This is a genomic window from Campylobacter sp. MIT 12-8780, assembly GCF_006864535.1.
Lineage (GTDB): Bacteria > Campylobacterota > Campylobacteria > Campylobacterales > Campylobacteraceae > Campylobacter_D.
Genome location: NZ_QHLL01000002.1, coordinates 176,739 through 190,923, shown reverse-complemented (window position 1 = coordinate 190,923; position 14,185 = coordinate 176,739). Strand labels below are relative to the sequence as shown.

Below are 14,185 nucleotides of genomic sequence, written 5' to 3'. Positions count from 1 at the left end.
ATGCTTAAAATCACCTGCGGACTGATTTCTGGGCTTATTTTGTATGTCTGTGCGTTTAAAAAACTAGACTTTGATGATAGCGCTTTATATGTTTTTGTGGGCTTTTTCATCGTGCTTAACTTTGCTTTTGGCGATATAAGTTCAAATCAAGGGGCAAATTTACTCATTTATCTTAGCATATATCTTTTAGGCTCCATTCCTTTTGGACTGATTTTAGCCCTTGTTTTTGCAAAAGTAGATATTAAAAGCGAGGGAAGCAAAAGCATAGGCGCAACAAATGTCTTAAGAGTAGTCAAGCAAACTGACCCAGCCCTAGCTAAAAAACTTGCTATCGCAACTATCATTCTTGATTTTGCTAAGGCAGCATGTCCGATTTTAATCGCTAAATTTATGGGAGCTGATGCAAATATGCTTTGGAGTATAGGTGTTTTTGCGGTGCTTGGGCATTGTTTTTCTATCTATCTTTTTTTAGACGGAGGCAAGGGCATAGCTACTGGGGCTGGGGTTATGGCTGTTTTGTTGCCACTTGAGCTTTTGGTGGCTTTATTTGTTTGGTTTGTGGTTGGTAAAGTGTTTAAAATTTCAAGTCTTGCTTCACTTGCTGGGGCATTAAGCTTTATTATCGCTTCTTTTGTATTTCATTATGATATGCCCCAAATTCATACACACGCACCGATTCTTATCATTTGTTTTATCATCTTTTATAAACACATACCAAATATCAAAAGATTGATTTTCAAAGAAGAATGCAAAGTCATATAAAAATAAAACTTCAATTCAAATGTATCATTGGAATTTTGGATTTTGAGCGAGAAAAAAAGCAAAAGATTATCATTAAGCTTAGGGCTAAAAGTAGTGATTTTTTAGATTATGCTTTGATTTGTAAATGGCTTAAAAAGACTTTCAAAGAAGAGCGATTTAGACTTTTAGAAGAGGCTTTGAGCTTTATAAGTCTTCATCTAAAAGAGCTTTATCCAAATTTGACATTTATAAAAATCAGCATTTATAAACCAAAGATTATAAAAAAAGCAAAATGCGGTGCTTACTTAAAGAAAAAATATTAAATTTTTTTTAAAGTTTTTTGAATATTTACTTAAATTGTGTTATCATTTACACTTAAGATTTTAAAAATTTAAGGATTAATCCAATGAGAATTTTAGTGATTGAAGACGACAATGCTTTAAACAAAAACCTCGTAGAAAATCTCAATCAATCAGGCTATCAAACTGATTCTTCAGAAAATTTCAAAGATGGCGAATACTTTATCGGCATTAGACATTATGATCTTGTACTTTCAAGCTGGAGCTTACCAGACGGCGAGGGTGCTGATCTCATCGGTGTGGTAAAGCAAAAATCTCCTCGCACTGCTGTTTTGATACTCTCTGCTAAAAACGACAAGCAAAATGAGATCAAAGCCCTTAAACTTGGTGCTGATGATTATATCAAAAAGCCAGCTGATTTTGATGTGCTTTTAGCCCGCATTGAAGCTCGTTTAAGAATGGGTGGAAGCAATGTCATCAAGATAGATGAGCTAACTATCGATCCAGATGAAGAAAAGATCACTTATAAAGGACAAGAAATAGAGCTTAAAGGTAAGCCTTTTGAAGTTCTTACACATCTTGCAAGGCATTCTGATCAAATTGTCTCTAAAGAACAACTCTTAGATGCGATTTGGGAAGAGCCAGAGCTTGTCACTCCTAATGTCATCGAAGTTGCTATCAATCAAATTCGTCAAAAAATGGATAAACCTTTAAATATCTCAACCATAGAAACCGTTCGTCGTCGCGGTTATCGCTTTTGTTTTCCTAAAAAATCATAAGCTATTTAAAGTTTGAGATAATGCAAAAACTCAACAATCAAACCCAAATTGCTTAGGGAGTTTTGTGATGGCAAAACGAACAGCTATAGTGGATTTGGGTTCTAACTCAGTGCGTCTTGTTATCTTTGAAAAAAGTTCTCGATACGCCTTTCATACTTTAGCTGAATACAAACGCAAGGTAAGACTTGGCGAAAACGCCTATAATAATGCTAAATTCTTACAAGCTCAAGCCATGCAAAGGACTCTAGAAACCTTAGAGTATTTTAAAGAAATGGCTTTAAAACACAAATGTAAAAAAATTCTCATTGTTGGCACCTCAGCCTTAAGAGACGCTCCAAATGGTAAGGATTTTATCAAAGAAGTAAAAGCTAAGCTTGGCTTAAACATACGCTGTATAGACGGCAAAACAGAATCTTACCTAGGCGGCTTAGCGGCTTTAAATTTACTCTCAAACATAAAAAATGCGACGACTTTAGATATAGGCGGAGGTTCAAGTGAGCTGTGTTTGATTAAAGAGGGTAAAATTCAAGACTGCCTTTCTTTAGACCTTGGAACAGTGAGGCTTAAGGAGTTATTTTATGATACAAACAGGTTTGAAAAGCTTGATACTTTTTTAGATGAGAGCTTAAAGCTGATCCCAGAGCATTTTAAAAACGACAAACTCATCGCTATAGGGGGAAGTTTAAGGGCGATTTCAAGTTCCATTATGGATAAAAACTCATATCCTTTGAAAACTTTGCACGAATTTAGTTATAAACTTGAAAATGAAAAAAAACACCTTGAGAGAATTTTAAATGCGAGCGTTGAGGATTTGTATGATTATGGTATCAAAAAGGATCGTTTTGATACGATCAGAGAAGGCACGTTGATCTTTACAAAAATCGCAGCCAAACTTGGCACAAAAGAAGTGATTACAAGTGGAGTTGGAGTGCGTGAGGGTGTGTATTTAAATGATATCTTACCACCTAATAAACGCTTTGCAAGTAATTTTAATCCAAGCGTAAAGTCCTTGCAGGATCGATTTTTGGGTAAGGAAAAAACTAAAATTCCTCATTATGTTTCTTTGCTCTTTGACGAGCTTTCAAATTTACACAATCTTGACGCACATTATAAAAGCACATTAATTCATGCTGCTAAGCTTTGCAATATAGGCTCGTATTTGAATTTTTACTTTTCAAATGAGCATAGTTCATATTTTATCCTCAATGCTTTAAATTATAATTTTTCTCATCAAGAAAAAACACTCATTGCCATACTTATTCGTAGTGCTGGACGAAAGATCGGCATTTATGCTGAGCCTTTTAAGGAGCTTTTGCCTTCATTTGAGATTATGTCTTGGCTGAATTTTATGCTTGGTTATGCAAAAATCATCGCTTTAAATCACCCAAATGAAAGCAAACTTGAATTTACACTTCACAATAACAGCTTATATCTTTACAGCACTAAAAATCTCAATATCCCAAAAGATGAGCTTAAAAAACTTATCTTGCCTCAGGACTTGGTTCTTGTTTTAAATCAAAAGCCTTGATTTAAAAGCTTAGAATTTATATGAAAATACAAGCTTATACGTGTTTTGATAACTTTGATCTAGCTTTTTCTCGCTATCCATAAGAAAAGCTAAATGTAAATTTTCATCAAGCTTATCAGCGCTGAAATAACTTAAACTATAGCCTAAAACTGCTCCGGCGATAACTTGAGCTGTGGTGTGTCTTTGAGCGTGTATCCTTGAAGCTCCAACCGTGCTAGCTAGCAAAGTAAAAGGCAAACTCGCTTTTAAGCCATATCGTTTATGCGAAAAACCAGCTGCAACAAAGGCAAAAGAAGTATGTCCGCTAGGAAAGCCATCAAAACTGCCGTTTTTAGGACGTTGAGAAATTTGAGCGGAGTGTTCATCGTGTTTAGAAAGGGCTACGAAGCTGTATTTGACTGCGTAAGTTGAAGCAAGAGTTAAAGCAGAGCCTAAAGCAAGTTGCTTAAAGCCTTCATAATCTTGTGTTGCAAGCGTGTAAGTAGCCAAGCTTAAGGGCAAAAACTGCATTACATCGCCATATTTTTCAATCCAATGCCCCCCCCCCCATTGCCATAAGAAAAGCTTATCATGCAAGCAAAAGCTAGCACAAGCTTTCTTAATCGATATTTTTTCATTGTTTCTCCTTTTTTTTGATAAGATTTTGAATTTTTTGTTTGTTTTCCTCAAAAAAGCTGTCAAAACTACGCTCTTTAGGTGTATGCTCAAGGCTTTCTTCACTTTGTGCATCACTGGTTTGCAAAAGTAGATTTGAAGCCCCTATGATTAAGGTGTAGCGTTTATTATCATATTCAAGTATGATGAATTTATTATTTTTATCTAAAGGTCTTTGAAAGATGAGCTTAACTTCTTTTGAGTTAAAATGATTTTTGTATTCAAGCTTGCGTTTAATCCACCAAAGCACGATTAAGAGTAAAACAAGCACACTTAAAACAAGGATATAATTTGTAAAATCAAAGCCTTCTAGGCTCGAGTTCTTGGGCTTTATGCTTTCATTGTTTTCATTTTTTAAGCTTAAAATGCTTGCTGTAGAGGCATTTAAGGCATTTTGACTTACACCTTGAGGCAAAACTCTTACGCGAAGTGAAATTTGATCTTTATCGCTACTTGCATTCACGCTTGCGTTATTTTGCGTTTCAAGCATGATAAGGGTTTGTTTATTTTGTGGGGTGATGAGAATTTGCTTGAGTAAATTTGACTTGAGTTCCCTTTTTTCTTCTTTTGCAGTGCTTAACTCATCAAGCGTGATAAGCACGAAATTCCCTTCTTTTTTCTGGACGATCTTGCCCTTATACGCACTATCAAAAACAAACATCAAATCAACCCTATCGCTTCTTTCATACACGCTAAAATCAACAAGCTTAGTAGCAAAAAGGGGCAAAGCAAAGCATAAAAAGAGTAAAAATTTCATTATACTTCTTTTTTAAAGTATTGCAAAACGCTTTTAGAATCTAAAATTTCATTGATACGAATGGCAAGATTTTTTTCATAGACCATGACTTCACCTTTACCAAAGATTCTTTTGTTGATATAAAGCTCCACGCTTTCTCCAGCTGGCTTTTCAAGATCGATAATAGAACCCACATCAAGCTTTAAAAGATCACTTACGCTCATATTTGTAGTGCCAAGTTCGCTGACAAAATCAACGGTTATGTCTAAGATATCTTCGTATGATTCAAGTAAGCCGGCATGATCGCCAAATTCATTTAATTTTTCACTCATATTTTTTTATAACCTACTCTTAATAAAGCTCCGTTAAGATCAAAAGTTAAAGCTCTATCAAGCTTGAAATTTTCAAAATCAACCCTACCTAAATACTCAGGTATGCCAAGCACATAATCCCCGCCTTTTTCATTGAGTTGCATCTTTGCATAGCCTATGATTTCATTAGCGCATTCTTTAGCTAAGTCGCAAAAATCGCCCTCATGAAAAGTTACATTTTGCAAAAATACCAATCTAAAATGTTCAAAAACGTCTTTTGAGAAAAAAAGATAGAAGTTAAATTCCCCCTCAATCTCGCTTTTAAGCATAATAGCCGCGCCATAAAGCTCACCTTCTATGCGCTCTCTTTGAGTAAGCTTGCCTTTTAAAATTTCCTCAAAAAAATGCTTGATAGAATCCTCAACAGCTCTAAACATCTTTTCTCCTTTTTTAAGTATAATTATAATAAATGAAAAATAAAAAAATAATTTATTCTTCGCTTTTTAAAAAATTTCATTCACTTTTTGCATGATTTTTGTGATCTTTTTCTCCTTAAAAGCCTCAACAATGCTTGTGCCAACTATAGCTCCATCACAAATTTGCTTGATATTTTGCACATCTTTAGCATTTTTTATTCCAAAACCTATAAAAATAGGTAAAGTTGTGTAAGCTCTTAGTTCTTTGACTAAGCTTTTAAGCCTTGAAAATCCTACTTGCTTGCCCCCTGTTATGCCAAGACTAGCCACCACATATACAAAGCCACTTGCCCTTGTGAGTATCTTTTGCATACGTTCTTTTGAAGTTGTAACGCTGATTAAAGGGATGAGTGCAAGCCCTGCTTTTTCGCACTCCTTAAAAAGCTCTTCATTTTCTTCAAAAGGAAGCTCTGGCACGATAAGCCCTTTAATGCCTACTTTTTTACTCTCTTCAACGAATTGTTTTATCCCATAAGAAAAGATTAAATTATAATAGACTAAAAAAACTATAGGCTTTTTGATTTTTAGCTCAGCTAAGCTTTTAAAAACCTCGTGTATATTTATGCCTTCATTTAAGGCTTGTAAGGCTGCCTCGCTGATTATCCTACCATCAGCTATAGGATCAGAATAGGCTATGCCAAGTTCTAAAATATCAATCTTACTTGTATCAAGTCTTTGTAAAAAAGCCTTAGTTGTGGCTAAATTTGGATAACCAAATACACTAAAAGCCACATTTGCCTTTTCTTTATAAAAATGCTTAAAATCAACCATAAATTTTTCCTTTTTTATAGCCTAAGATAGTGTGCATATCCTTATCGCCCCTGCCTGAAACATTGACTACTATAACGCTTTTTTTATCAAGTTTAGGACAAAGCTTTTCAAGATAAGCTAAAGCATGAGCACTTTCAACAGCTGGGATAATGCCTTCTTTTTGACATAAAAGCTTTAAAGCATTCATACATTCATCATCATTTATGGCATAGTATTTGACGCGTTTAAGTTCTTGTAAATACGCATGCACTGGACCAACTCCTGGATAATCAAGCCCAGCTGATATGCTATGAACGGGCAAGATATTGCCAAATTCATCTTGTAAAACCTTAGTTTTCATGCCATGGATTATGCCAGCTCTGCCCTTTGTTAAAGTAGCTGCATGATAAGGCGTATCAATGCCTAAGCCTGCTGCTTCTATACCAATAAGCTTGGTGTGTTTATCTTTTAAAAAACCTTGAAAAATTCCAATAGCATTTGATCCACCACCCACACAAGCGATGACATAATCAGCCTTTTTACCAAGCTTTTGAAGTTGTTTTTTACACTCCTTGCCAATCACACTTTGAAAATGTGCGACAATTTGAGGATAAGGATAAGGACCAACTACGCTTCCTATGACATAAAAACTTTTTTCTATCTCATTGATCCATACTTGAATGGCTGCTGTAGTCGCTTCTTTAAGTGTTTTTAAGCCTGTATGAATTTCTCTTACCTTAGCACCTAAGAGTTTGATTTTTTGGACATTTAAAGCCTGTCTTTGTGCATCAGTTGCACCCATAAAGACTTCACATTCTAAGCCCAAAAGTGCTGCAGCTGTGGCAGTAGCTAAGCCGTGCTGTCCAGCTCCAGTTTCAGCAATGATCTTTTTTTTACCCATTTTTTTAGCTAATAAGGCTTGAGAAAGGGCGTTGTTAATCTTGTGCGAGCCTGTGTGATTTAAATCCTCTCTTTTAAGATAAATTTCATGCCCATAATATGAACTTAAATTTTGAGCCTTATAGAGTGGAGATTTACGCCCTACATAGTCTTTTAGCAAGCCTTTGAGCTCTTTTTTAAATTCCTTTGTAAAAGCTATGGTTTTAAAAGCATGTTCAAGCTCAATAAGAGCAAACATAGCCGTTTCTGGCACAAAGCTGCCTCCAAAATCCCCATAATAACTTTTCTTCATCGTCCTACCTTTTTTAAAAGTTGTATAATCAAAGCCTTATCCTTTAAGCCTAAAGCATTTTCAACCCTTGAGTTTATATCGATGATCTTAGGCTTAAACTTACAAGCTTGTTCTATATTATCAAGTCCTATGCCACCAGCTAAGGCAAAGTCTTTTGGGTAATTTTGCAATAAATTCCAGTTAAAACTTATGCCATTACCGCCTTTAAATTTACCCTTAGTATCAAAAAGCACTAAATCAGCATTAATATTTTCATCATATTTAAGCTTTTCATCTACGCTTATAACTTGCCAAAGTTCAAGTTTTAAGGCTTTAGCTTGAGTATAAAGATCCTTGCTTACCTTTTTATAACACTGAAGGACATCTAAAAAACTTGCATGCTTGAGTATAAACTCATCGCTTTCATCAACAAAAACCCCAACAGCTTTTTTTCCTGAATTTCTAATGATAAGGCTAAGCTCTTGGGCTAGATCAAAGCTTACTTGTCTTGGGCTTTTTGCAAAGATAAGCCCCATATAATCGATATTTAAGCTAGCAATTTGCTCGCAATTTTGCCTTTCTTTAATCCCACAAATTTTAATTTTCATGCAAGGTTCTTAATTGTTCTTGATAGGTGTGAAAAAAGTCAAGCACCCTACCAGAATAAATAGCCTCAAGCACTATATCCTTAGCCTGCATAGGATTTTCAACCTTATTTGCTGTATAAAGAGCAAACATAGCATTAAGCACCACTATATCAAATTTAGCCCCCTTAATCTTCCCAGCTAGAGTATCAAGCAAAATCTTCGCATTAAAGCTCGCATCAGCCCCTACTATATCGCTGTGAAAAGCTCTTTTAAAGCCAAATTGTTCTGGGCTTACTTCATAGTATAAGATCTCACCATCTTTAAGCTCATATACGCTAGTATCTGCACAAATGCTTATCTCATCCATGCCGTCCTTACCACGCACTACAAGGGCATGTTTTCGTCCAAGCACTCTTAAAACCTCAGCTAAAAGCTTATGCACAGGCTCGTGATAATTACCTAAAAGCTGGTATTTAAGCTTTAAATTTGGGTGCAATAATGGTCCTAAGACATTAAACACGGTTTTTACCCCAAGTTTTTGTCTTACTTCTCTTACCTCGCCAACTAAGGAGTGAAAATAAGGAGCGTGAAAAAAGGCAAGTCCTAGTTTATCAAGCACTTCTTTTTGCTTGCTTATGCTCTTATATGTGTTGATTTTTAAGGCTTCAAGCACATCAGAGCTTCCGCTTGAACTTGAAATGGCTTTATTTCCATGCTTTGCTACCTTTACGCCAAGTGCGCCTAAGATAAAAGCTGTTGTGGTAGAGACATTAATACTCTTAAAACCATCGCCTCCTGTGCCTACTATATCGATCATCTCGCTTTCATCGCTAAAAGTTTGTGAGTATTTTAAGATATTACGCACTAAGGCACTTAGGGATTCTTCGTTTAGGGATTTTTCAGTGATTAAGATGAGTAAGGCAGCAAGCTGTATAGGCTCATACTCTTTTGAAGCGATGATTTTACAAATTTTTTCAAAATCAAGGCTTGTAAGGGCGGTATTTTCTTGAAGTTTGTTGATAAAATGAGTGAGTTTTGGTTTTTCTTCAGGCTTTTTTTCAGCTTTTAATTCTAAGAAATTCTTAAAAATCTTTAGCCCATATTCGCTAAAATAACTCTCTGGGTGAAACTGCACACCAAAATAAGGCAAGCTTTTATGCCTCATCGCCATTAAAACTCCATCTTCGGTATAAGCAAGAGCTTCTAAGCACTGGGGTAAATCCTCAACTACTAAAGAATGATAACGCATCACCTCAAAACTTAAGGGCATATCTTTAAAAATATAAGCTTGATCTTTAAGCTTGATTGTTGAAGTATTGCCATGTGCAACTTGCTTTAATCTTGAAATACTCGCGTTAAAAGCAAGCCCTAAGGCTTGATGGCCCAAACAAACGCCAAGTATTGGTATATCTAAACCGCTTTTAAAAAGCTCTAAGCTTATGCCGCTATCTTTTGGGTGTTTGGGTCCTGGACTTATGACTATAAAATCTGGCTGTAAAGCCTTAAGCTCATCTAAGCTTATCATATCATTTCGCACCACTTTTACTTCGCCTTCATAAAGCTGAGTAAGCATGGTTTTGACATTAAATACAAAAGAATCATAATTATCAATCAATAAAATCATCATTTATCCCTTAAAGCTTCAAAGCTTTTAATGAGGCTTTGTCTTTTAGCCTTGATCTCGGCGTATTCTTTTTCAGCCTCGCTTTTCATCACTACCCCAGCCCCACTTGCGATAAAAGCTTTATTTTGAGTAAAAAAAGCTGAACGTATGATAATGGCTAGGCATACATTTTCATTAAAATTTAAAAAGCCAATAGCCCCACCATACACGCCACGATTAAGCCCCTCAAGTTGGGATATAAGCTCTAAAGCCCTAATCTTTGGAGCCCCACTTAAGGTGCCTGCTGGAAAGATAGCCCCTATAGCATCAAAAATGCTTGCTTCATCTTTTAAAAAAGCATACACACTTGAAACTATATGCATAACATATTGATAATTTACCAGCTCAAAGACATTTTCAACCCGAGTTTTTGTGCCAAATTTAGAGATGTCATTACGCGCAAGATCAACAAGCATTCTATGCTCGCACAATTCCTTTTCATCACTGAGTAAATCTTTTGCTAAAGCCTCTTTATCGCTTGTTTCATCTAAATTTCTTGTGCCAGCTATAGGCGCGATGAAAATTTCTTTATTTTTTATGCTTAAGACAAGCTCAGGTGAAGAACCAACCACAACGCCATACCTGCTTGGAAAATGAAACATATAAGGGCTTGGGTTTTGCTTTGCAAGCTCACTATAAAAGCTAAGGCTATCAACATTACTTTGTATGCAAAGTTGTTTTGAAAGCACGACTTGAAAGATGTCCCCACTGGCAAGGTATTCTTTAGCCTTTTGTATCATGGCTATAAAATCAGCTTTTTCAGCTTCTAAATCATTTTCTATCTTAAATTCAAACTTACAAGTCTTATCTTGAATTTCTTCATTTTTTAAGCACTCAAAATACTTTTTATCTCCATACTCAAAATAAAGCTTAGAATGCTTTTCATACACCAAATACGCCCTAGCATTGGCAAATAAAAACAAAGGAAAATCATAATTTTTAAGTCTAGGCGTGTCAATTTTTTCAAAAAAAGTATAAAAATCAGCAGCTAAAACCCCAAAAAATCCAGCATATTCACACAAAGGCTTTTTCGCACTTTCTTGATAAAACTCAAATTTAAGCTGACTTAAGTCCATATCTTTAGCGTCTAAAAAAAGAGGATCAATACCAATGATGACTTTATTATCATCTTCAGCAAAATAAGAATACTCATAATGCTTTAAAAGTTGTTTATAATACACAATCGGCGAGCATGAAAGCATAAAAAAACCTTTGATTATTTTCTTAATAAAAGTTTAAGATAATAAGGCTAAAATTTGGCTGAATTTAGCTTTAAAAGCATTGTAAAATCAAGAAACAAAGCCAAGAGTTTAAAACTGATATTGTGCTTTTATATTAAAATTAATATTGTTTGAGTTTTTACTTATCTCATCATCAAAACCCAGCAAAAAAGAAGTTTTATCTGTGCCAAGACGCACATTTGCTCCTATGCGGATAAGACTTTTATCCAGTTTGTGCTTCAGATTAAAATTTGAACCTGTAAAATCATAAAAAGAAGCACTATTTTTAAGCACATTGCCTAGTAATCTTTGTTCGTAAAACGCAAAAAGATTAAAACCTGAACTTGGATTTAAATCATACGCATCACTTAATGTATAAGATAAATTTGTCCCCACGCTCATACTAAGACTATGATAGTTTTTGTTTTTATGATTTACGCTAAGCAAGGCTTTGTTTTCTTTGATCTCATCTTGATACATAAAAGTATAAGCGCCATAAATCATAGGAGAGAGTTTCAATGTAGAATCAACCAAAGCAAAAGAAAGCTTTTCATCTAAAAGCAAATCCTTGCTTATACCTGCGTGAAAAGAGCTTAAAAGGTTGTTATAGCTTGCTTTTGGGCGAGAGTCTTGATTGTAAATATTTCTTCGAAGTTGATTTCGAGCAAAGCCCAAAGATACACCACTCACAACATTTACAAAATCAAGATCAGATTTGAAAGTAAAACCCGTTGAAAGAAGATGAGCTTTTATATATGAGTTTTCAAAATCGCTGTAATTATACGCATAGTTTAAAAATCCAGCCAAAAAAGTTCTCTCATCAACATACTTTAAAGCTTCTAATTTTGAACCCACGCCATATCCATCATAAGATTCATCATCAACATAAGTATAACTTGGATTTAAGCTGATTTGCTCGCTATTTTCTTGCAAGAGCAAGAGTATATTTTCAAAGCCTAATCTTTCTTGAATTCTTCTTATCCTTGCTGTATTTTTAAGATGATCGTTATTGTCTATACTTTCTAAGGTTTTTACATAATCATTATTTGCCATAGCATTAAGCTCGCCAAAAAACTGAGTATAAGAAGCTGGCAAAGTTCCTGACATAGCCATAGCCCTTAAAGCCCTTGCTAAACTGGCATTTGCTCCTTCATAATTTGCATAAACATTTGCTTTGGTGCTTGCATTTAAAACCAGCTTATCAGGTGAAAGAGTAAAGTCAAATACTGAAGAATTAGCCACACTTACATTAAACTGAGATAAAGAATGTTTTAAATCGCCCAAATTTAAAGCAATATTTTGCGCGCTCGGTGAAATTTGAGCAATTATAGGCACATACACTAAAGAAGCACCTTGAGCTATATTGTAATTATTAGCTTGAAGTAAGGAATTTCCACTTGTATTAAAGCTCAATCTTAAAGTCGCCAAACTTGCTTGAGTATAAGCACCCTTTACCTCAAGCACTGCTAAACCATTACCTCCTATATCAAGCAAGCCATTATTGTGTAAATTTTGATTTAAAATCACACTGCTTGTACTTGGCATAGCCTTAGAAAATGTACTCGCAAGCCTTTTAATGTCTGTGTTTAAATCGCTTCTTTCGCCCACAAATAAGGTTCCGCCTTGTTCTACAAAAACTGAACTTTGAAGGCTTCCTCCTGAACCATCATTTCTTTTATATAAAGCAAGAGTACCTCCACGCACTATAGTATCGCCTTGATAAGAATTTGTTCCACTTAAGATGAGTGAGCCTTGTCCTTCTTTGATCAAGCCTACTTCAGTGATATTTTGCATTTGTGCTGCTGGGCTGTTAAGAGCTGAACTTAAATGTAAATTGCTATCCCAAGTTTTTTGACTGATATCATTGCTAAACTCGGCTGTATGTCCTTGAGTATCAAGGGTATAAAAGGCTTGTTGTTTGTTATCATGTGTTTGAATGTCTTTTAAATTCAAGCGATTTGTATCAAGTATGCTTAAACCTTGCAAAGCTTTTTGAGCGTCTAGTATGCCTTGTCCGAAAATCTCTTCTTTACTTACTTGCTGAGCAGCTTGAGTGGTATTTAAATTATTCATTATATAATCTGTGTAGTTTTGAAGCACGCCACCTATATTAAGTGCTAAGCCATTATACAAAACATCAACATCAGCTCTTTTTTCAGCATCAGTTGCTGGCACGGCTTGATCTATATACACTAGAGTATAAGTTGTTTTAACGCTTGCACCACTGCCCTCGCCAATACTTTTAACAACCATTTTTGGAGCTTGATAATCTTTATTTGCCGTGCTTAAAAGCACATCTGCAATTTGTGCGCCGTTTAAAAAGGGAAATTTTTCTTGCACCAAAGCTGCAACTCCACTGACTAAAGGTGCAGCCATAGAAGTGCCTTGTTTTAAAGTATAACTATTATTTGTATTTGCATCAACTGAGTTAATCTTTACTCCAGCTGCTGTGAGGGAGAAATTTACAGCTCCTTTAAAGCCATTGCTAAAATCAGCCACGCCCTTGCCATCGATAATAAGCTTACCATCAGCTTGTCTAGTGATATACTCGCTATCAAGCGCACCCACCGCAAGCCAAGATCGAATACTTTCATCATATCTTGGCAAAACAGATTGTATGTTTGGCGATAAAACACCTTCATTGCCAGCTGCAAATATACTTAAAAGCTTTCTTTCTTGAGCAAGTTTATACAGCCCACTTGTGTGAGCTAAAGGGTTTGTAAGCTCTTTCATAGCATAATTTGCATCATCTATTATACTTGTGTTTTGAACTAAGTTCTTATTTAAATCATACTCAAACCCCACAACAGGGTATATGTTAGAACCCCAGCTATTATTTACGATCTTTACTTCACCTTTGTTTTTAAGTATATTGTAAATATCGGGTAAGTTTGTATGTGTGTTATCACCAAAAATGCCAACACCATAAAAGCTTGCATTATAAGCAGCCCCATAAGGCTCACTTCCTCCAAGTCTTGAACCAAGTGCTATGCCAGCCACATGGCTACCATGAGTATCAATTAAAAAATTTGGAGTATAGCTTTGCCCATTTTGATCGCTAGGATAAGCTACAGAACCTAAAATTCTATCTTTAAGGCTTTGATGGGTAATATTAAAGGCATCATCAAGTATGCTTATATGAATGCCATTTCCTGTAATGCCACTTTGATGAGCTTCATTAACATTATGAAGTTCAAAAGGACTTAAGGCAAAAAGCTTTAATGTAAAAACAAAAAATAAAACCCAAGCCCTTTTAAACAAGCACATTTT

General features: G+C 35.3%; 14 protein-coding genes. 4 read left to right on the top strand and 10 right to left on the bottom strand.

All coding sequences use genetic code 11. The features are described 5' to 3' along the window. Positions 1 to 135: 135 nt before the first annotated feature. The 4 genes from plsY to DMB95_RS02375 all read left to right on the top strand — a co-directional run bounded on the left by plsY (position 136) and on the right by DMB95_RS02375 (position 3,347). On the top strand, positions 136 to 762 hold the full coding sequence (gene plsY / locus DMB95_RS02390; RefSeq protein WP_260604813.1) for a glycerol-3-phosphate 1-O-acyltransferase PlsY: 627 nt from the start codon (positions 136 to 138) through the stop codon (positions 760 to 762). After that, complete coding sequence (locus tag DMB95_RS02385; protein WP_142930765.1) at positions 747 to 1,064, top strand: dihydroneopterin aldolase; 318 nt, start codon at positions 747 to 749, stop codon at positions 1,062 to 1,064. The genes plsY and DMB95_RS02385 overlap by 16 nt, the downstream gene beginning before the upstream one ends. An 83-nt stretch (positions 1,065 to 1,147) precedes the next feature. Continuing rightward, entirely contained in the window at positions 1,148 to 1,819 is a 672-nt protein-coding gene (hsrA, locus tag DMB95_RS02380) for a homeostatic response regulator transcription factor HsrA (RefSeq protein WP_137632132.1), read from the top strand. 67 nt (positions 1,820 to 1,886) lie between these two features. After that, the gene (locus DMB95_RS02375) at positions 1,887 to 3,347 is read left to right on the top strand and encodes a Ppx/GppA phosphatase family protein (protein WP_142930764.1); all 1,461 of its coding nucleotides are present in this window, start codon (positions 1,887 to 1,889) and stop codon (positions 3,345 to 3,347) included. Between the two features lie 9 nt (positions 3,348 to 3,356). Here DMB95_RS02375 and DMB95_RS02370 read toward each other — a convergent pair whose 3' ends face one another. The 10 genes from DMB95_RS02370 to DMB95_RS02325 form a co-directional block, all read right to left on the bottom strand. Next, positions 3,357 to 3,857 (bottom strand): phosphatase PAP2 family protein, encoded by a 501-nt coding sequence (locus DMB95_RS02370; protein ID WP_185906673.1) that lies wholly within the window; start codon positions 3,855 to 3,857, stop codon positions 3,357 to 3,359. Between the two features lie 103 nt (positions 3,858 to 3,960). Further along, a complete protein-coding gene (locus tag DMB95_RS02365; protein WP_142930762.1) occupies positions 3,961 to 4,758 on the bottom strand; it encodes a hypothetical protein in 798 nt (265 codons plus the stop codon). Next, a complete protein-coding gene (gene fliN / locus DMB95_RS02360) occupies positions 4,758 to 5,069 on the bottom strand; it encodes a flagellar motor switch protein FliN (protein ID WP_142930761.1) in 312 nt (103 codons plus the stop codon). Before fliN ends, DMB95_RS02365 begins: the two co-directional genes overlap by 1 nt. Then, a complete protein-coding gene (locus tag DMB95_RS02355; RefSeq protein WP_142930760.1) occupies positions 5,066 to 5,485 on the bottom strand; it encodes a hypothetical protein in 420 nt (139 codons plus the stop codon). Before DMB95_RS02355 ends, fliN begins: the two co-directional genes overlap by 4 nt. A gap of 66 nt (positions 5,486 to 5,551) precedes the next feature. Next, a complete protein-coding gene (gene trpA / locus DMB95_RS02350; RefSeq protein ID WP_142930759.1) occupies positions 5,552 to 6,295 on the bottom strand; it encodes a tryptophan synthase subunit alpha in 744 nt (247 codons plus the stop codon). Next, positions 6,288 to 7,466, bottom strand: coding sequence for a tryptophan synthase subunit beta (gene trpB, locus DMB95_RS02345; RefSeq protein ID WP_142930758.1), 1,179 nt, complete (start codon positions 7,464 to 7,466; stop codon positions 6,288 to 6,290). Before trpB ends, trpA begins: the two co-directional genes overlap by 8 nt. Further along, on the bottom strand, positions 7,463 to 8,053 hold the full coding sequence (locus tag DMB95_RS02340) for a phosphoribosylanthranilate isomerase (RefSeq protein ID WP_142930757.1): 591 nt from the start codon (positions 8,051 to 8,053) through the stop codon (positions 7,463 to 7,465). Before DMB95_RS02340 ends, trpB begins: the two co-directional genes overlap by 4 nt. Then, positions 8,043 to 9,656: an anthranilate phosphoribosyltransferase gene (trpD, locus tag DMB95_RS02335; RefSeq protein WP_142930814.1), complete on the bottom strand. Its 1,614-nt coding sequence runs from the start codon at positions 9,654 to 9,656 to the stop codon at positions 8,043 to 8,045. Before trpD ends, DMB95_RS02340 begins: the two co-directional genes overlap by 11 nt. Next, on the bottom strand, positions 9,656 to 10,897 hold the full coding sequence (locus DMB95_RS02330; RefSeq protein WP_142930756.1) for an anthranilate synthase component I family protein: 1,242 nt from the start codon (positions 10,895 to 10,897) through the stop codon (positions 9,656 to 9,658). Before DMB95_RS02330 ends, trpD begins: the two co-directional genes overlap by 1 nt. A 108-nt stretch (positions 10,898 to 11,005) precedes the next feature. Continuing rightward, positions 11,006 to 14,182, bottom strand: a complete 3,177-nt coding sequence (locus tag DMB95_RS02325; RefSeq protein ID WP_142930755.1) for a S8 family serine peptidase — start codon at positions 14,180 to 14,182, stop codon at positions 11,006 to 11,008. Positions 14,183 to 14,185 lie beyond the last annotated feature (3 nt).

Excerpts from the sequence above, each read along its gene's own strand:
- hsrA (WP_137632132.1), top strand. The coding sequence starts at position 1,148 with ATGAGAATTTTAGTGATTGAAGACGACAATGCTTTAAACAAAAACCTC.
- trpD (WP_142930814.1), bottom strand. The coding sequence starts at position 9,656 with ATGATTTTATTGATTGATAATTATGATTCTTTTGTATTTAATGTCAAA.
- DMB95_RS02375 (WP_142930764.1), top strand. The coding sequence starts at position 1,887 with ATGGCAAAACGAACAGCTATAGTGGATTTGGGTTCTAACTCAGTGCGT.
- trpA (WP_142930759.1), bottom strand. The coding sequence starts at position 6,295 with ATGGTTGATTTTAAGCATTTTTATAAAGAAAAGGCAAATGTGGCTTTT.
- DMB95_RS02370 (WP_185906673.1), bottom strand. The coding sequence starts at position 3,857 with ATGCAGTTTTTGCCCTTAAGCTTGGCTACTTACACGCTTGCAACACAA.
- trpB (WP_142930758.1), bottom strand. The coding sequence starts at position 7,466 with ATGAAGAAAAGTTATTATGGGGATTTTGGAGGCAGCTTTGTGCCAGAA.
- DMB95_RS02385 (WP_142930765.1), top strand. The coding sequence starts at position 747 with ATGCAAAGTCATATAAAAATAAAACTTCAATTCAAATGTATCATTGGA.
- DMB95_RS02330 (WP_142930756.1), bottom strand. The coding sequence starts at position 10,897 with ATGCTTTCATGCTCGCCGATTGTGTATTATAAACAACTTTTAAAGCAT.
- DMB95_RS02340 (WP_142930757.1), bottom strand. The coding sequence starts at position 8,053 with ATGAAAATTAAAATTTGTGGGATTAAAGAAAGGCAAAATTGCGAGCAA.
- DMB95_RS02365 (WP_142930762.1), bottom strand. The coding sequence starts at position 4,758 with ATGAAATTTTTACTCTTTTTATGCTTTGCTTTGCCCCTTTTTGCTACT.
- DMB95_RS02355 (WP_142930760.1), bottom strand. The coding sequence starts at position 5,485 with ATGTTTAGAGCTGTTGAGGATTCTATCAAGCATTTTTTTGAGGAAATT.
- DMB95_RS02325 (WP_142930755.1), bottom strand. The coding sequence starts at position 14,182 with ATGTGCTTGTTTAAAAGGGCTTGGGTTTTATTTTTTGTTTTTACATTA.
- fliN (WP_142930761.1), bottom strand. The coding sequence starts at position 5,069 with ATGAGTGAAAAATTAAATGAATTTGGCGATCATGCCGGCTTACTTGAA.